Genomic DNA, 16,805 nt, shown 5'->3' on the forward strand with positions numbered 1-16,805 from the left:
AAACCTCCCGGAATTTCCGGGAGGCTTTTTTGTTTTTACGCTTGTCTACAGAGATTAAATCGTTTTGTCGTTGGCTTTTTTGTTTATCGCGCCATCAGATAAAAGCCGGTCGATCAACGCGTCAACTTCTACTTCAGCAAAAGAGGTAGAATAGTCTGACAGTCCGTAAGGTATGATCAACTTATTATTGTGGATAATGGCACCGCAAGAGTAAATTACGTTAGGTACATAACCCTCACGTTCCTCAGCATTTGGCACCAGTAAGGGCTCTCGTAAACGGCCAATTTCTACTGCCGGGTCGTCAAGTTTGAGCAGGCTCACACTCAATACATATTTGCGCATTGGCCCTACCCCGTGGGTTATCATCAGCCAGCCGGCCTTGGTTTCAATTGGCGAACCGCAGTTGCCGATCTGCACAAATTCCCAGGCAAACTTTGGCCGCTGCAACTCTATCGGTTTTTCCCAGATATTAATTTTATCCGAATACATGATGTAGTTGTTACACCCGTCTATACGAGATATCATCACATACTTGCCATTGATCTTTCTCGGAAACAGCGCCAGGTTTTTATTCTGTGCACCATCGCCGTAAAGCGGCATTATCTTAAAGTTGTAAAAATCATTTGTCTGCAAAAGTTTTGGCATAATCAACGCACCGTCATATGCTGTATAGGTTGCATAATAGACAGTGCTGCCATCTTCATGGTAGAATTTTACAAAGCGTGCATCCTCAATGCCTTTACGCTCATATTCAGAGATAGGAAATATTACCCTGTCAGAGATATCGGTATCCAGCGAGAATACTATCTCGTAATATGAATCGGCCAGCCAGAGAATCTTGTCATACTCCAGTTTTTTAACATCATCTTTTTGCACAGCCTGTGAATCGATCAATATGCGGCGCAGGTTGGCGTATTCGAAATGCTGGTCTAACTTACCTTCAATTTCGTTAAGCACATCGATGTTTATTTGGGTAACTACAGCCTTTTCAAAAAATAACTTCTTGTTGTAAACCGCATTACGAACAATTTCTGCCTCATCGATGTAGTCGCCGGCGGGGATAACGGTGATATTGTTGTATTTATCTATCAACGCCCTGCGGAAAGTGATAGAAGATATGTGTCCCTCACCGACCGCGCGGAAACTAATGATCACGCGGCGCTCACCGTCTTCCAGGTCGCCCTGATCCGGGTCATCTACTATTGACGGATTAAAGAACGCAGCCGACTCGATAGAATATTCGTGAGTAAAATATGAACCGATTAATAGCCTTAAGTAAGTCGACAGGCTGTCGTAGTCGATATTCAGTTCGGTAAAAAGGTTTTTTAGCTTGCTGCAATGCCTGTTAAGCACGCGGGTAATGTTACGGTGCCTTTTGGAGTACTCTTGCAGTAAAGGGGATATGATTTCGAAAGCCTGATCTTCATTCAATTGCATTACCCTTTGAATAACTTCTTTGGCCCTGTCATGGCCATTGAAGAAAAAGCGGGCTATAACACGTTTGGGATCGGGATTTACTCTTACGGGTTTACGCTCTATGGATAGTCTCATAAATTAAATAGCTGACAACGTAACACCGGTTGCCACAAATTGATTGCGCTTTTTTGATTTAGTTGTTCTGCTGTGCCAATGTATTAATAATTACATACACGTTTGTTCACCGTTTTAAGTTTTACAATTTTGTAATTTGCGCCGTATGAACGTTTTGATTGTAGAAGACGAGCGGAGCCTTGCCCTTGAGATGGATGAATTTCTTACCCACGAAGGTTTCACCGTTGAACATGCCCGCACCAGCCGCTCTGCAGAAGAGAAGATATTTGTAAACAGTTACGATTTTATACTGCTTGACCTAGGTTTGCCCGACGGTGACGGTTTTGACCTGCTAAGAACGTTTAAGGGGCTGCGCGACCGTGAAGATGCCGTGATCATATTGACAGCCCGTGCGGCGGTTGATGACCGTATACGGGGCTTAGAAGGCGGTGCTGATGATTACTTGCCTAAACCATTTTCTTTAAATGAATTATTGGCACGGATGCACGCCATTACTCGTCGCAAGCATAAACTGGAAACCAACGAGATAGATATCAAAGGTTTCAGGATGAATATACAAAACCGCACTTTGCAATATGGTAATGACCGTATTAACCTTACCCGCAAGGAATTTGAAATATTGAACTATTTGGTACTGAATAAGAACAGGGTGATCTCCCGTACTAACTTAACCGAGCACGTTTGGGGCGATGTATTGGAGATCAATTCCGACTCCAACTTCGTCGATGTGCACGTAAAGAACCTGCGGAAAAAGCTTTCTCAGTTTGCCGTTATAGACTGGTTTGAAACCGTACGTAGTATTGGTTACCGTGTAAACATCTAAGCTGCATGAAACTGCAGATTAAACTTACGCTCTACAACACCCTAACCAAGGTGGCTGTGATCGTATTCTCGGGTATCCTTATCTATCTATCGCTCGAAAGGATTTCTTACCATCATATCTCCGTCCGGCTGCAAAATAAAAAGCGTGAGTTTTTCAGGGAATTGAGCTCGACAGGTTTGTCTAGCGTATTAGAACAGCAAAAGTTTTATGCCGATTATAATATTCTTAAAGATGATTACATACAGGTAAAGCAAATCGCATCTATGCCCGCGTCTGCAATAGTCGACACTTTTAGCACCGGGCAGCGCACCATCGAAGGCACAACAGATACCTATCGCATTTTACGGTGCAGGTTCAATAATAAAAATAAAACATACCAATTAGAGGTTGGCAATACGCTCGACGCTGTAGAAGACCTTAAAAGCACTATACAAGGCTACACGTTGATTATACTAGGCGTGGCCCTTACCTTATCGCTTTTAAGCGACATGTTTTTCACTAAATACCTGCTTAGTCCGCTTTATCGCATTATAGATAAAAAGCTTATCCGCGTAAACGACCCGCTTAATTTCGATTACGAAAAAGTTGCCACTACTACTGATGACTTTAGTTTGCTTGATGACAGCATTAGTTCGCTGATGAAAAAGATAACAGGCATGTTTATGCTGGAAAAGCAATTCATAGCCAATGTATCGCATGAGCTACTCACGCCGATCTCTATCATCAGTTCGCGATTGGAGAATATGCTTTCGCACGAAACACTTTCTGAAGATGCCGAGAACAAGATCTTCGCTTCGCTGAAAACTTTAAACCGCTTAAAGTCTATCATAAACGGCCTGTTACTGATATCGCAGGTTGAGAACAATCAGTTCAACAAAAATGACAAAGTAAATATCGCGGAGCTGATAGCAGAGACCGCCGAAGAACTGGAGGACCGTTTAGAAGATAAAGAGATCACCTTCCAAAACGATTTGAAATATGCTTCGCAGATTACCGGTAACCGCGCGCTTATACATACAATGTTGTTTAATCTTTTTAATAACGCTATTAAATACAATTATAAAAGCGGGACAATTAAAGTAAAAGATCGATGGGCTGATGGCAGATATAGCCTGGTGATCAGCGATAGCGGCATTGGCATGAACCAGCAGCAAATAGATAACGCGTTTAACCGTTTTGAGAAATTTGATACGGGTGAACCCGAAAGCTTTGGATTGGGCTTAGCTATCGTAAAAAGTATCACCATTTTCCACGGTATCGATATTACTATCCACTCCGCAAAAGACAAGGGAACAGCTATAAACCTGCTGTTTAAGGCCGAAAGCTAACTTCACAAAATCTTCATATTCGATTTTCACCTTTGAGACGTAAAGTTTTAGTTTCGAGTTACCCCTATTTTGACGGCTGCCCCGATTTTATCGGGGCAGTTTTTTTATATAAACCCATATGTTTACCCGAGTGTCACATGTGACACTTTCTCCATAATACTGACTTATTGGTATCTGACAATAGATTGTCAGCGCTGCGAACGCCTCATTTTCAATCATGCACAATAGTGTCAGTGTTTCAGGTTTGCGGTTTTCGCGCGAAAAGTGTCACATATTGTCACAGGATGTGACAATGACAAAATAGCGTCAGTATACCTGGACAGCCTTTCTTGCTACTAATTCAAAAAAGGCCAGAACGATCTTAAATCATTTTGTTGCGCTTTATAAGATAGGCTTTTAAAACGTCATAGTAGCCGCCGTTTATGTCAGCGTCAACAATATCAATCTTATATTGCGCGCATTTGAGTTCCAGCTGCCGCCTGTACTCGCTCAAAGAATTTACATAACTGTCGCGTACTCTATTTGGATGTATCTTCACTTCTTCGCCGCTTTCCATATCTATAAAACGGTGCGGGCGGTTACCAAAGTCAAACCCTACTTCCAGCTTATGATCGGCAACATTAAAAATGATCACCTCGTGTTTGTTATATTTCAAATGCTGTATAGCCGCGAACAAAGCATTCATTTTTTCGGGGCTGATCGCATTCTCCAGCATATCGCTAAAAATGATGACCATGCTGCGCTGATGTAACTCTTCGGCCACGCGGTGCATCACACCGGTTATATTAGTTTGCGCGTTGAGCCGCGGCGACTCGTATGCTTTCTCTAACTGGGCATACAAGTAAAACAGGTGCTGTGTGGTTGAACGGGCTGCGCTAAGCATCTGCAGATCATCCGCGAAAAGGCCTAAACCAAAGGCGTCGCGTTGCCTTTTGAACAAGTACATAAGCGAGGCTATGGCGTAAATGCTAAACTGCAGCTTATTGGTAATACGGTCTGGAAAATTCATCGAAGAAGAGGTATCCAGCAAAAGGTAACTGCGCAGGTTGGTCTCCTCTTCGTATTGCTTTACAAACAACTTGTCTGTGCGGGCAAAAAGTTTCCAGTCGATATTCTTGACGGACTCGCCTGTGTTATAAAGCCGATGTTCGGCAAACTCAACAGAAAATCCATGAAACGGGCTTTGATGCAGGCCGGTTATAAAACCTTCTACCACTTGCCTGGCTAATAATTCTAAGTTAGCTAGTTGCCTTACCTGATTTTCTGCACTGAGTTCCATCTGCCTAAAAATACAAAACGCCGTAACTTACGTTACAGCGTTTTAATATCAATTTATTTTAATTGCTTATGCCAGCTGGCTTTGCAGTTTGCCTGCAAGTACAGATTTAGGCACAGCGCCGATTTGCTTATCTACTATTTCGCCATTTTTGAAAAATAGTAAAGCCGGGATGTTGCGGATACCGTATTTCATAGAAATGCCGGGGTTGCTATCTACATCAACTTTACCTACTACTGCCTGGCCGTCATATTCTTTTGCAATTTCTTCTACAACAGGGCCAACCATACGACAAGGGCCACACCACTCTGCCCAAAAATCTACTAGTACCGGTTTATCTGATTTTAACACAACTTCATCGAAGTTCGCGTCTGTAATTTCTAAAGCCATGATATTTTTTTATTTAAAGTTCAACAAATATAGAGTAATCAAAACGCTTGCCACAAGTGGATATCTGACAATCTGACAAATAAATTAACAAACTACTGATAAAGTTTTTCACAACAGGCAACTTATCCACTACCGCCGGTAACTGACATTTGTACAAAAATCAGGCACAAATGTCCACATGAGGTTTCAACATCATGTCTGTTTGGTTTAAACCCATCTTTAGGCTAACTTAACCGGCCAATGGCCGGGTCTAACAACGCTGACATACAGATCTATTACCTTAGTGAAGGCGCGTTAACGGTGCAATTTGGAAACCAGATCAGCAACCAGGCGCTGGCAAATGTGCAGCGTTTAAACAACCTTGTCTGTCAGTCGCCGTTTGACGGATTGATTTCCACCGTGCCGGCTTATACTACGCTATCAGTTTTTTTTGATCCTGTTATTGTGATCGCCGACCAGGCGATGCAGGGCGTAGACTGCTTTGAGAAAGTGTCGAATTTTATAAAGGAACGTATTGCTGAAAAAAGCACAAACGCAGCCGGCAACTTTCACACAGTAGAGGTACCAGTATGCTACGGTGGCGACTTTGGTCCTGATCTGGATTTTGTAGCTAAAACTAATGGTTTAAGTGCGGATGAAGTGATAAGCATACATCATAGCGCAAAATATACGGTGGGGATGATAGGCTTTTTGCCCGGGTTCGCGTACCTGATGGGGTTGGATGAACGATTGGCTACACCCAGAAAAGCATCGCCGCGTAAATTTGTACCTGCAGGGTCGGTAGGGATAGCGGGGAGCCAGACAGGTATCTATCCTTTAGACAGCCCCGGCGGATGGCAGATCATCGGGCGAACGCCCCTAACAATGTTCAATGCCGAAGGCGAACAAACAAGTTTGCTAAAGGCGGGCGATAAAGTAGTTTTTAAACCAATTACCCGTGACGAATTTAATTTTATAACCGGCAACCAGTATGCAGATCAGGATCAATAAGCCGGGTTTGCTAAGTACAGTGCAGGATTTAGGCCGCTTTAAATATCTGGCCAATGGTGTGCCTGTTAGCGGCGCTATGGACAAGTTATCTGCAGCAATTGCCAATATTGCCTGTGGAAACGATATGAATGATGCCGTTATAGAATTTACCTACGCAGACGCAACGTTCACTGCAGAAAACGATCTGATAGTAGCTTATTGCGGAGGCGGACTTAATTTTAAAGTTGAGGGCCGCGTTTTACCCACAGGCAAGCCCATCTTTATTCCCAAAGGAACAGCAATTACGTCAATACCTGAAACGGAAGGTTGCCGCACTTATCTGGCAATAGCCGGCGGATGGGATGTGCCTGTGGTTATGGGTAGCAAAAGCACGTGCCTGGTTGCAGGTTTTGGTGGGTATCACGGACGGGTGATAAAGAAAGGTGACGCGCTAAAGGCCATCGGTTATAAAAGCGAATTGAGCGAAGCAATTCTAATTGCATTGAAAGGCAGGGATATTAAGTGTGCTAACTGGAGCATAGCCCGCGATATGTTTGCACCTGCGGATACGAAGTTGATACGCGTTGTGCCAGGACCCGAATTTACACGCTTTGACGCAACCTCTATCTTAAATTTTTTGTCACTGCCGTATACGCTTACGCCCGAGAGTAACCGGATGGGTTACCGCTTGGCAGGAGAAAAGTTAGTGAGCACAAACAAGGCGGAGATGATCTCGACGGCGGTTACACCCGGAACAATCCAGGTAGCAAATGATGGCAGCCCGATCCTTTTAATGGGCGATTGCCAAACCACCGGTGGCTACCCGCGCATTGCGCAGGTTACAGCGGTAGACTTACCCCTATGTGCCCAACTGAAGCCCGGCGACAATATCTATTTTAAAGAGATAAGCCGCCATGAAGCCGAAATGCTTTATCTTGAACGGCACGAAGAATTGAAACAATTACAACTGGCTATAAAAACTAAATACTTACCGGGATGATCTCTATAGATCTAAACTGCGATATGGGCGAGGCCTTCGGCAACTACGCTATGCCCAACGACGCTATTTTGATGGATTATATTACATCGGCAAATATTGCCTGTGGCTACCATGCCGGGGATGCGGCGGTTATGCAGCAAACCGTTTCCCTGGCAGTGCAAAAGGGCGTTGCAATAGGCGCCCACCCGGGCTTGCAAGACCTGCAAGGCTTTGGCCGCAGGGAAATGAAAATAAGCGCAGACGAAGCTTACCAGATTACCCTTTACCAGATAGGTGCCCTTGCGGGCTTTGCACAAGCGGCGGGCGGCAAGCTGAACCATGTGAAACCGCATGGGGCTTTGTATAACATGGCAGCGAAAGACGCCGCGCTGGCCAAAGCCTTGGCCCGGGGAGTAAAAGATTTTGATGCTGATCTTATATTCTACGGTTTGGCCAATAGCGAAATGTTAACTGCTGCACAGAGCTTAGGCTTGAAAACAGCGTCGGAGGTTTTTGCCGACCGCACTTATCAGGACGACGGCACCCTTACCCCGCGCTCGCAACCTAACGCCATGATTACGGACGAAGAGGCATCGATAGCGCAGGTACTGCGAATAGTTACGCAAAGCGAAGTGGTTTCTGTAACCGGCAAAATAGTAAAGCTAAATGCCGATACACTTTGCTTGCACGGTGATGGCGCGCACGCGGTGCCATTTGCCAAAAAAATAAATGAACGATTAAAAGCCGAGGGCCTTACCATTAAAGCGCCGCGAATTTGAGCTCTGCGAAGAAATTTAACTGGAGCGTACTCACAGGCGCCGTTTTCCTGATGGCGTCATCGGCGATCGGGCCGGGCTTCTTAACGCAAACCGCGTTGTTCACCGCGCAACTGGGCGCCAGTTTTGGTTTTGTGATCCTGCTGTCAATAGTGCTTGACCTCGTCGCCCAGCTAAATATATGGCGGGTAATATGCATTGCTGATAAACCCGCGCAAGATATCGCCAACCAATTGGTACCCGGCCTTGGTTATGCATTGTCGGTTTTAGTTTTTCTTGGCGGCATGGCGTTTAATATTGGCAACATCGCAGGTGCTGGCTTGGGGTTGAATGTTTTACTCGGTGTAGGTGTTGGCCAGGGTGCGATCATGAGCGCCATAATCGCTATTGGAATTTTCATTTACAAAGAAGCCGGTAAGGCGATGGACACCTTTGCCAAAACCCTCGGCTGCCTAAAGATCTTACTGGCCTTATATGTTGCTTACATAAGCAGCCCGCCCCTGACGGAAGCCGCTGCACGATCGGTCAACCCAACTCAGTTTAGTTTTGCCGCGGTGCTTACCATTGTTGGCGGAACGGTTGGTGGTTATATAACCTTCGCGGGCGCGCACCGCTTGTTAGACGCCGGGCTAACAGGCCGCCAAAACTTGCCGCAAATAAATAAGGGCGCCTTGAGCGCGATAGGATTGGCATCTGTTATGCGCATATTATTGTTTCTTGCAGCGCTTGGCGTGGTAAGTGCCGGCAACGTTTTAGACCCTGCTAACCCGGCTGCGTCGATATTTAAACTATCGGCGGGCCAAATTGGGTATAAACTCTTCGGGCTCATTATGTGGTCTGCAGGTATATCTTCTGTTGTTGGCTCGGCATTTACATCAGTATCATTCATCAAAAGTTTTAGCCCCGTTATACTGAAATATAACCGGCACATTATCATCGCTTTTATAATTATTGCCTGTGCTATATTCTTGGTTGTAGGCAAACCGGTAAAATTGTTGGTAGCGGCAGGTGCCGTTAACGGACTAATATTACCATTGGCGTTGGGAACGATGCTGGTGGCCGCTTACGCTAGTAAAATAGTTGCCAACTATCGCCAACCTCTCTGGCTTACCGTGCTGGGCGTTATCGTGACATTAACGATGGCGTGGATGAGCTATGGCGCTATTATACAAATCATTAAAAGTTAAGATCGTGAAATTTGCTGCCTGTCTTATTATTTCATTATTGATCCTTAAAGCGGCCATTGCGCAGGTTCCTGTAGAAAATGGTGTATCATTAAAGCTGGCAACTTACCGGCATAAAATTATTAGCAACATTCAGTACAAGCTGGCATTTAACATTCCGGCGGAAAAATCTGTTGCTTTAACCGGGACAGAGGTGCTGACGTTCAACCTCACAGAAAACAGTCAGCCGCTGCAATTGGATTTTAAACAATCTGCAGAAAACTTGACGGCGTTGACGGTAAATGGCAAGCCATCGATGATAAATTTAACTAATGAACACCTCGTAATAGCTAAGAACGCCTTGGTAAAAGGTGCTAACAGGGTAGCGTTGTCGTTTACATCCGGCGATGCTTCGCTAAACCGAAATAATGAATATTTGTATTGCCTGTTTGTGCCAGATCATGCGCGATCCGTCTTCCCCTGTTTTGATCAGCCTGATCTGAAAGCCAGATTCCTGTTGACACTTACTGTCCCTAAATACTGGCAGGTTTTAGCCAACGGACGCCAAACAGACCACCGGGAAAACAGTACAAGCGTCACCTACCACTTCGCAAACTCCGACAAGTTACCCACCTATTTATTCTCTTTCACGGCCGGGAAATATACCTATGCGAAACAAAACATCGGCAACCGCGACGCGGAATTTTTGTATCGGGAAACCGATCCCGCGAAGATCAGGCTAAGCGTAGATTCGGTTTTTATAGACCACAAAAACGCGATTAACTTTTTACAGAATTGGACCGGTAGACCTTTCCCCTTTCAAAAAGTTGGCTTTGTTGCCATCCCCGATTTTCAATTTGGCGGCATGGAACATCCGGGCGAGGTGCAGTACAAAGCATCGAGCCTTTTCCTGGATGAGGGCGCCACACGCGACCAGTTTCTGAGCCGTGCCACGCTAATTTCACACGAAACAGCGCACATGTGGTTCGGTGACATGGTGACCATGCAATGGTTCAATGATGTGTGGATGAAAGAGGTGTTTGCCAACTTTATGGCCGACAAGGTAAGCGAGAAGGTTCTGGGCACAGATGAGTTTAACCTGCGCTTTTTGCAGGACCACTACCCTGCTGCCTACGCCGTAGACCGTACAGCGGGAGCAAATCCCATCCGCCAGCAGCTTGATAATCTGCAGGATGCCGGCTCGCTGTATGGTAACATTATCTACCACAAAGCACCCATTATGATGCGCCAGCTGGAACTGTTGATGGGCAAAGAGCACTTTCGCGCCGGCATACGGGAATATCTTAAAAAGTATGCTTACGGCAACGCCACCTGGGATAACCTGATCGGCATTTTGAGCAAATATACAAGGGCCGATCTTTACAAATGGAACAGAGTTTGGGTAAACCAGCCGGGCCGGCCTGTTTTTGATAGCCGCATTACTTACAGCGGGAACCAAATAACAGGTTTTGACATCACCCAAACCGCAGAACAAAAACCCGAACGCATTTGGCCGCAAAATTTTAGTGTCACCTTGGTTTATGCCAATACAAAACGCCCGATTAAGCTAAAGATGGATAAGCAACTGGTAAGCGTAAGCCAGGCCATTGGTTTAGAAAAGCCGTTGTACATTATCTATAATTCTGACGGGTATGGCTATGGACTATTTCCGAATGATGCCGGGGCAAATGCCGGTTTATATAACCGCACTAACACCACAGAAAGGTCATCGCTTTACATTGGTGATTATGAGAATATGCTGGCAGGCCGTTATTTTAAACCTGCCGAACTTTTAGAACTTTACAAGAATGGCCTTACTGCTGAAACAAACGAAAGCAGCCTGCGCTTGCTGACAAATTATTTCGGCAATATCTATTGGGAGTTTTTAACTGCGCAGCAGCGCGCTGCTGTTTCTGCCGGTCTGGAGCAAGCGTTATGGAACGCAATGACAATTCAAACAGCAGCAAACAATAAGAAAATATTGTTCAAAGCATATCAGGATATTTATACTTCGGGCGATGCGCTAAAACAGATACATAACATTTGGGAAACGCAAAAAGCGCCGGAAGGAGTTAAACTGACTGAAGATGACTACACCTCGCTGGCGCTTTCATTAGCGTTAAAGGGCTATAACGCCCACGACATCTTACCTGTACAGATCGGCCGGGTAAAGAACGATGAGCGCAAAAAACGTTTGGAATTTATGCTGCCTGCACTATCGCAGGATGTGCGCGAACGCGACGCATTCTTTGCAAGCCTTGCCGACCGGAAAAACCGCCAGAAGGAAGCTTGGGTTACAGCGGCTTTAAGTTACCTTAACCACCCGTTGCGGCAGTCAATTTCTGTGAAATATTTACAAAAGAGTTTGGATATGGTAGAAGAGATACAACAAACCGGCGACCTGTTTTTCCCGCAGTCGTGGCTGGCCTCCATTTTCAGCAGCTACCAAAGCGAAGAGGCCGCTAGTATCGTGAAGGACTTTTTAGCAAGCCACCCAAACTATAACCCAAAACTTAAAGCAAAAATTCAACAAGCAACAGATAACCTGATGCGCGCGCAGACTTTAGTAAGGTAAACGCTCTAAAGATTTGCCAGTTTAAAATAGCCAAGATGGATCTCATCTTCTGCTTGCTCTTCTGTTGGTGTTATCCTCAGCGTAAACCGTTGCTTTTCCCAAGCCGGCAAAATGTCTTCTATTTCGTAAATGTCATCCACGTCTACGCCAAACTTATCATCGATATGCGAGTTGGCGCCTTCGAAATGTACGGTCTTGAAAAATTCGGTCTCTTTAGCCCATGCAATAGCCTTGCTCATGTTTGGCTGCACAGTAACCAGCTTCTTATGCGGCTCGTCAAATAAACCACGCTGATAACCGCCAAGGTTGATAAAGAACAGTTTAGCATCGGTATTACCTGTCTGCTCGTTGCTTCCTTTTTCGACAACCTCGATTTTATATCCCCCCACATAATTTACCTCGCGCCAGGCATCAACATGGATGCGTCCGTTGGCTTCGGGCCAAAACTTAATGATACCCGGCACCAGTTCTTTTAACGAGGTGCCTACGCTAAAAAAGATGTCGTGTTGTTCTGTATGGCGTCCCGGCGGGCAGCAGCCAAGCATCAGCATAAATAGTTTGTTGTTCATTGCGGGTTGAAATTATGCAGGCAAATTACTTACTTTTAAAAAGATGAAGAGCGTGTTTTAATTTAATTACCTTAAGATATTGCCTCACCGGGATTACCAATTATGGAGACCATCGAAATAAAAAAACAAAGCAAGCGTATCTTCGCGCAAGAGGCTAACCTCTCCGGTTCCAGATTTCACAACGCAATGTTGAACGATTGGGACCTGAATGATGTTGCCATGTGCAATCTAAAGATCGTTAATGCCAACCTTAGCGACCTGGAAATCGAAGGCGCGCAAATGGGCGGCGCGTACATCCACAATGTAGGCGGGCCTCCCGAAGGTCACCCTGCATACGACCCAAACTTTAAACAGCGCCCAGTTAAGTTTGAAGATTGTAATTTAAATAATAGTACAATGTCTGATTGTTACCTCGGATCTTTCACCATTACGAACTGTAACCTCACTAACGCGAAGATCGAAGATTGCAACCTGGCCGGAATGACCATCAACGGCATCCTGGTTTCGGACCTGTTAGCAGCCTATCGTAACGCCGTTAAATAAAGTCTATTCCTGGTGCAGGCTTAAGCGGTTACCATCTGGATCTATAACGGCGGCAAATCTGCCCCATGGCGTCTGGTCTATCGGCTCTGCTTTTATGCCTTTGCTTTGAAGGGTGGCAAGCTCGGCATCAAGATCGTTGCAGTGGATAACAAATCCACGGAGGCTGCCTACGGGCATTTCGGGGAACCAGGTTACCAGCGCTATTGTCGTATGCGGCGCGCCGGGCAAAGCCATTTGTACCCATTTTTGATCAGGGCCCAAAGGCGCCTCAATGATCAGTTCAAAACCAAATTTCAGATAAAATTCTTTAGCGCGCTGTTGGTCGCTTACCGGGATTGAAACAATGCTAATGTGGTTCATATTTAGTGGGTTATGTGGCTTATATGATTATCTTCCATTTTAGTATGCTTGTCACTATCAGGAATAAAAGCACTGACGATTAACGATACTACAGAACAGGCCGTTATATACCAGAAGAACCATTCAGCATGGCCTGCTACTTTAAAGTTTAAGGCAACAGACTCGGCAGTCCCGCCAAAAATCGCAACGGATAAGGCATAAGGAAAACTTACACCCAGCGAGCGGATGTTGGCCGGAAACAGTTCTGCTTTGATGATGGCAGATATAGAAGTGCAAAAACTTAAGATAACCAGTGCCGCTACAATGAGCAGGGTTGCCGTATAAAAATCATGCGTGCGGCCAAGCGCTGTCATAATAGGATAAGTGGTAACCATACTGACAACGCCGTAAATCACCATCAATCTTTTTCGGCCGATCTTATCGCTTAACAATCCGGATAATGGCTGCGCTATCATGAACACAATAAGCGCGATCATGGTAATGGTGGTCGACTCATTCTTGGTGAAGCCTGCCGTATTGACCAGGAACTTTTGTATATAAGTTGTGAACGTATAAAACGCCACTGTTGTGCCGATGGTAAAGCCTACGATCAATAACAGTTCTTTTTTGTATTTCAACAGTTCTGCAAAGCTACCTTTGCGCGACTCGGCAACGGTTTCATTTTTAAATGACTCCGTTTCAGGTAAACTGCGGCGTAAATAAATGGCAGAGAAAGCCAGCAACGCGCCTAAGCCAAAAGGTATGCGCCACCCCCATTCGCCCAATTGCGCGGGGGTTAAAAATATGCGCTGTAAAGCAAGTAGTATCGTTAACGCGATGATCTGGCCTAAACATGATGTTACGTACTGAAAGCTGGAGTAGAACCCTCTGCGATGTTTGGGGGCTATCTCGCTCAGATAAGTTGCCGCCGTTCCATACTCGCCGCCAATGCTTAAACCTTGCAACATGCGCGCAAGTACCAGGATGATAGGCGCGGCAATCCCTATGGTATTGAAGTTGGGCACAAAGGTGATCATTAGCGAGCCGCCGCTCATCATTAAAACAGACAAGGTTAGGGCCGCTTTGCGGCCTTTTTTATCTGCATAAGTGCCCATGATCCACCCGCCAATAGGGCGCATTAAAAAACCGATGGCGAAAATGCCGGCTGTATTAAGCAACTGGGCGGTCTGATTTGCTTTGGGGAAGAACGCCGCGCCGAAGTACAACGCGAAAACAGAATAGGCATACCAATCGTACCACTCCACCAAGTTACCAACAGAGCCGCCGAAAATGGCTTTGGCTTGTTGCCTTATAATTTGTGACCTGGTAAGTTTGACGGGCTGCATGGCTAAAAGTATCAATTTGCGGCGGACAAAAACAATTGCGCTGCTGCAAAAAATAAAATAAATTTGGATTTTAATATATAATATATATTAGTTTCTCTAAACTAAACAATATTATGAAATCAAAAATTATCCTAACGGCCTTAACCGCAGTTCTTTTTTTCTCATGTAAAAAAGAACAACAAAGCAATGTTGCGAATGATGTCAACACCTCAAAAACGATTGCCACACAAAGTATCAACTCAGCTCTTATTCGAGAGGTAACAAGTCTTCCAACTTACAGCGAAAGAAAATCTGCTTATGTAAAAATGCTTAGTGATTACGAAAAGTACACTGTCTGGAATACGCGCTTCCAAGATGCTATCTCCTCTCATGCTTTCAATGCGGAACAGCTAGGACTCATTAAAGAAGTGGTTGCAAAAGTCACTCCCGTTTTTTTCACTGATACATTAGTGCGCAATACTAACGGTTTCTTTTTTGCTGATTGGAAAATTCGTGCTAAAGAACATTTTTCGTTGGCTCAATTAAAGTATTTGTTGAGCGATATAATTATCTTTAATAAGAGTGACTTTGTAAAATTGGGTAGCGAAGATATTACAATACAACAGGCTGTTGTTAAAACAATGAATGTGCCAGCAAGTTGCGGTTGCAGTATGCAATCAGATTGGTGCGGTACTGCATATGGCTGCTATGGCAGGTCTTGTAGTCATGACACCGGTTGTGGGACGTTATTGCAATATGATTGCAATGGTCTTTGTTATTAAATTTGATTCTGTGAAACCTTATGCAAGAATTTTTTATATAGTTGGAATCGTAATAATAAGCTGCGCGATAATGTTTGCAAACGCTTATTTAGCGTCAGTTTCTATAATACGAGATAACAGGTTAGCTAGTAATCAATCGCTTTTTTTTCTTTATTTTTTTTCAATAATAATATTTACTAAAGTATTTGGCACTGTTAATACTAATTACCTGATATTACTATTGTTTTTGCCCGTGTTTTTTTTATCCGTATTTGGGGTATACGCTAACCCTTACGCATTTCCATATAAGTATCCATTACAAACGATAAACGTACTTTTTGCATTATTTTTAGGCAAACAGGCATCACAATTTAAGCAGCCTGCTTTTTTTAAGCAGGCTGCCATTTGCATATCGGGTGCAATTGTATTATTTGTGTGTTGCTGGTATCTTTTTAAAAAGGACTTTGCCGATGATAGCCAGATGCGAACAAGTGTCTTTAAAGAAAAACAAAACCAAAAAGATATTTTACAAATTGAGAATGAACTAGTAGATACCTTAGGCAACCACTTGGTGTTTAATGATAAAAAGTATTACATACTCGATTTTAGTTATCGCGATTGCAGGCCTTGTAGAATCAAATTAGATTTCTTAAAGCGCTTTTCTAAAGAAAGCCCTTCAAATTTGCAGATTGTTTACATTTCGCCATCAATTGCAGAAACCTATAAATATTTTAAAGAGAATCTAACGCACGAAAACGATGATAAAATTATTTATGCTTATTTAAACGATAATGTATTGCTAAAAAAAATGGGTATAACACTATTCCCACGTGAAATTTTTATAGGTCCCGATCTTAAAATTTTAAGATTTAAGGATGGATTTCAGGAATCTGATGAGAGTTTCTACAAGGAAAACACATTAAAATTTATTAACAATGCGCAATAAATTAATCCGTCTTATATCACTGGCCGTGATAATTGCAAGCGGCTGTAAAGAAAAACCCCCGAAAATCGTATTCATGTATCAAACAGTTAATATGGGTGTTCTCGATAGCACGCATAAGATAACAACAAAAACATTCAGGTTTAAAAACCGTGGTGGGCACAAATTGGTTATCAAAAACATAGCCTCTGATTGTTCTTGTACAGTAGCAAAATTTACCAAAGATTCTCTTTCGCAAGGTCAAGAAGGCGAAATTTTAATTACTGTAAACCGTGATCAAATCATAGAAAGAGGCAACCTTGAACGGAGAGCGGTTGTGGAAAGCAATACTACACCTATACTACATTCGCTTATTATAAAAATGCGTGTAAATTAAAAGACTTTGCGAGTCACAATTTAAAAACTTAAAATTCTAAGTCTAGCAAAAAAGACGCTCATTGCATATTTGGCATAGCTAAAGCCATCCTTTTTTATTTTCACTTTAATGGTGATATT

16 protein-coding genes are annotated in these 16,805 nt (G+C 43.9%); 10 read left to right on the forward strand and 6 right to left on the reverse strand.

Annotated features, from left to right (window positions below; genetic code table 11):
- Positions 1-54: 54 nt before the first annotated feature.
- A complete protein-coding gene (locus GO620_RS08120) occupies positions 55-1,551 on the reverse strand; it encodes a glycoside hydrolase family 130 protein (RefSeq protein WP_157524093.1) in 1,497 nt (498 codons plus the stop codon).
- 145 nt (positions 1,552-1,696) lie between these two features.
- Here GO620_RS08120 and GO620_RS08125 point away from each other — a divergent pair, with 145 nt between their 5' ends.
- Together GO620_RS08125 and GO620_RS08130 are read left to right on the forward strand one after the other, a co-directional pair.
- The gene (locus GO620_RS08125; RefSeq protein ID WP_157524095.1) at positions 1,697-2,374 is read left to right on the forward strand and encodes a response regulator transcription factor; all 678 of its coding nucleotides are present in this window, start codon (positions 1,697-1,699) and stop codon (positions 2,372-2,374) included.
- 5 nt (positions 2,375-2,379) lie between these two features.
- Positions 2,380-3,702, forward strand: a complete 1,323-nt coding sequence (locus tag GO620_RS08130) for a sensor histidine kinase (RefSeq protein ID WP_157524096.1) — start codon at positions 2,380-2,382, stop codon at positions 3,700-3,702.
- Between the two features lie 361 nt (positions 3,703-4,063).
- On the opposite strand, the gene GO620_RS08135 is transcribed toward GO620_RS08130, so the two are convergent.
- A complete protein-coding gene (locus GO620_RS08135; protein WP_157524099.1) occupies positions 4,064-4,981 on the reverse strand; it encodes a DUF58 domain-containing protein in 918 nt (305 codons plus the stop codon).
- 66 nt (positions 4,982-5,047) lie between these two features.
- Positions 5,048-5,368, reverse strand: coding sequence for a thioredoxin (gene trxA / locus GO620_RS08140; RefSeq protein ID WP_157524101.1), 321 nt, complete (start codon positions 5,366-5,368; stop codon positions 5,048-5,050).
- Between the two features lie 240 nt (positions 5,369-5,608).
- On the opposite strand from trxA, the gene pxpB reads away from it, so the two are divergent.
- The 5 genes from pxpB to GO620_RS08165 are packed head-to-tail and all read left to right on the forward strand — an operon-like array spanning position 5,609 to position 11,830.
- Entirely contained in the window at positions 5,609-6,358 is a 750-nt protein-coding gene (gene pxpB / locus GO620_RS08145; protein WP_157524103.1) for a 5-oxoprolinase subunit PxpB, read from the forward strand.
- Positions 6,339-7,337, forward strand: coding sequence for a 5-oxoprolinase subunit C family protein (locus tag GO620_RS08150; RefSeq protein WP_157524105.1), 999 nt, complete (start codon positions 6,339-6,341; stop codon positions 7,335-7,337). The genes pxpB and GO620_RS08150 overlap by 20 nt, the downstream gene beginning before the upstream one ends.
- Complete coding sequence (locus tag GO620_RS08155) at positions 7,334-8,095, forward strand: LamB/YcsF family protein (RefSeq protein ID WP_157524107.1); 762 nt, start codon at positions 7,334-7,336, stop codon at positions 8,093-8,095. The genes GO620_RS08150 and GO620_RS08155 overlap by 4 nt, the downstream gene beginning before the upstream one ends.
- Positions 8,092-9,279 (forward strand): NRAMP family divalent metal transporter, encoded by a 1,188-nt coding sequence (locus GO620_RS08160; RefSeq protein ID WP_244139482.1) that lies wholly within the window; start codon positions 8,092-8,094, stop codon positions 9,277-9,279. Before GO620_RS08155 ends, GO620_RS08160 begins: the two co-directional genes overlap by 4 nt.
- 4 nt (positions 9,280-9,283) lie before the next feature.
- Positions 9,284-11,830 (forward strand): M1 family aminopeptidase, encoded by a 2,547-nt coding sequence (locus GO620_RS08165; RefSeq protein WP_244139483.1) that lies wholly within the window; start codon positions 9,284-9,286, stop codon positions 11,828-11,830.
- Between the two features lie 5 nt (positions 11,831-11,835).
- On the opposite strand, the gene GO620_RS08170 is transcribed toward GO620_RS08165, so the two are convergent.
- Complete coding sequence (locus GO620_RS08170) at positions 11,836-12,399, reverse strand: DUF1543 domain-containing protein (RefSeq protein ID WP_157524111.1); 564 nt, start codon at positions 12,397-12,399, stop codon at positions 11,836-11,838.
- A 102-nt stretch (positions 12,400-12,501) separates the two neighbouring features.
- Between GO620_RS08170 and GO620_RS08175 the strand changes: the two genes are divergently transcribed.
- On the forward strand, positions 12,502-12,942 hold the full coding sequence (locus GO620_RS08175) for a pentapeptide repeat-containing protein (RefSeq protein WP_157524113.1): 441 nt from the start codon (positions 12,502-12,504) through the stop codon (positions 12,940-12,942).
- Positions 12,943-12,945: 3 nt separating this feature from the next.
- Here GO620_RS08175 and GO620_RS08180 read toward each other — a convergent pair whose 3' ends face one another.
- Together GO620_RS08180 and GO620_RS08185 are read right to left on the reverse strand one after the other, a co-directional pair.
- Positions 12,946-13,302 (reverse strand): VOC family protein, encoded by a 357-nt coding sequence (locus GO620_RS08180; RefSeq protein ID WP_157524115.1) that lies wholly within the window; start codon positions 13,300-13,302, stop codon positions 12,946-12,948.
- A gap of 2 nt (positions 13,303-13,304) precedes the next feature.
- Complete coding sequence (locus GO620_RS08185; protein ID WP_244139484.1) at positions 13,305-14,627, reverse strand: MFS transporter; 1,323 nt, start codon at positions 14,625-14,627, stop codon at positions 13,305-13,307.
- Positions 14,628-14,740: 113 nt separating this feature from the next.
- Here GO620_RS08185 and GO620_RS17210 point away from each other — a divergent pair, with 113 nt between their 5' ends.
- Together GO620_RS17210 and GO620_RS08195 are read left to right on the forward strand one after the other, a co-directional pair.
- Complete coding sequence (locus GO620_RS17210; RefSeq protein ID WP_157524119.1) at positions 14,741-15,388, forward strand: bacteriocin fulvocin C-related protein; 648 nt, start codon at positions 14,741-14,743, stop codon at positions 15,386-15,388.
- A gap of 914 nt (positions 15,389-16,302) precedes the next feature.
- Positions 16,303-16,686 carry a DUF1573 domain-containing protein gene (locus GO620_RS08195; RefSeq protein WP_157524121.1) on the forward strand — a complete coding sequence of 128 codons (384 nt, stop codon included), beginning with the start codon at positions 16,303-16,305 and terminating at the stop codon, positions 16,684-16,686.
- Positions 16,687-16,805: the final 119 nt, after the last annotated feature.

Origin of the sequence: Mucilaginibacter ginkgonis (genome assembly GCF_009754905.2) — a bacterium.
In the GTDB taxonomy this organism is placed as follows: domain Bacteria; phylum Bacteroidota; class Bacteroidia; order Sphingobacteriales; family Sphingobacteriaceae; genus Mucilaginibacter; species Mucilaginibacter ginkgonis.

Excerpts from the sequence above, each read along its gene's own strand:
- GO620_RS08120 (WP_157524093.1), bottom strand. The coding sequence starts at position 1,551 with ATGAGACTATCCATAGAGCGTAAACCCGTAAGAGTAAATCCCGATCCC.
- GO620_RS08125 (WP_157524095.1), top strand. The coding sequence starts at position 1,697 with ATGAACGTTTTGATTGTAGAAGACGAGCGGAGCCTTGCCCTTGAGATG.
- GO620_RS08130 (WP_157524096.1), top strand. The coding sequence starts at position 2,380 with ATGAAACTGCAGATTAAACTTACGCTCTACAACACCCTAACCAAGGTG.
- GO620_RS08135 (WP_157524099.1), bottom strand. The coding sequence starts at position 4,981 with ATGGAACTCAGTGCAGAAAATCAGGTAAGGCAACTAGCTAACTTAGAA.
- trxA (WP_157524101.1), bottom strand. The coding sequence starts at position 5,368 with ATGGCTTTAGAAATTACAGACGCGAACTTCGATGAAGTTGTGTTAAAA.
- pxpB (WP_157524103.1), top strand. The coding sequence starts at position 5,609 with ATGGCCGGGTCTAACAACGCTGACATACAGATCTATTACCTTAGTGAA.
- GO620_RS08150 (WP_157524105.1), top strand. The coding sequence starts at position 6,339 with ATGCAGATCAGGATCAATAAGCCGGGTTTGCTAAGTACAGTGCAGGAT.
- GO620_RS08155 (WP_157524107.1), top strand. The coding sequence starts at position 7,334 with ATGATCTCTATAGATCTAAACTGCGATATGGGCGAGGCCTTCGGCAAC.
- GO620_RS08170 (WP_157524111.1), bottom strand. The coding sequence starts at position 12,399 with ATGAACAACAAACTATTTATGCTGATGCTTGGCTGCTGCCCGCCGGGA.
- GO620_RS08175 (WP_157524113.1), top strand. The coding sequence starts at position 12,502 with ATGGAGACCATCGAAATAAAAAAACAAAGCAAGCGTATCTTCGCGCAA.
- GO620_RS08180 (WP_157524115.1), bottom strand. The coding sequence starts at position 13,302 with ATGAACCACATTAGCATTGTTTCAATCCCGGTAAGCGACCAACAGCGC.
- GO620_RS08185 (WP_244139484.1), bottom strand. The coding sequence starts at position 14,627 with ATGCAGCCCGTCAAACTTACCAGGTCACAAATTATAAGGCAACAAGCC.
- GO620_RS17210 (WP_157524119.1), top strand. The coding sequence starts at position 14,741 with ATGAAATCAAAAATTATCCTAACGGCCTTAACCGCAGTTCTTTTTTTC.
- GO620_RS08195 (WP_157524121.1), top strand. The coding sequence starts at position 16,303 with ATGCGCAATAAATTAATCCGTCTTATATCACTGGCCGTGATAATTGCA.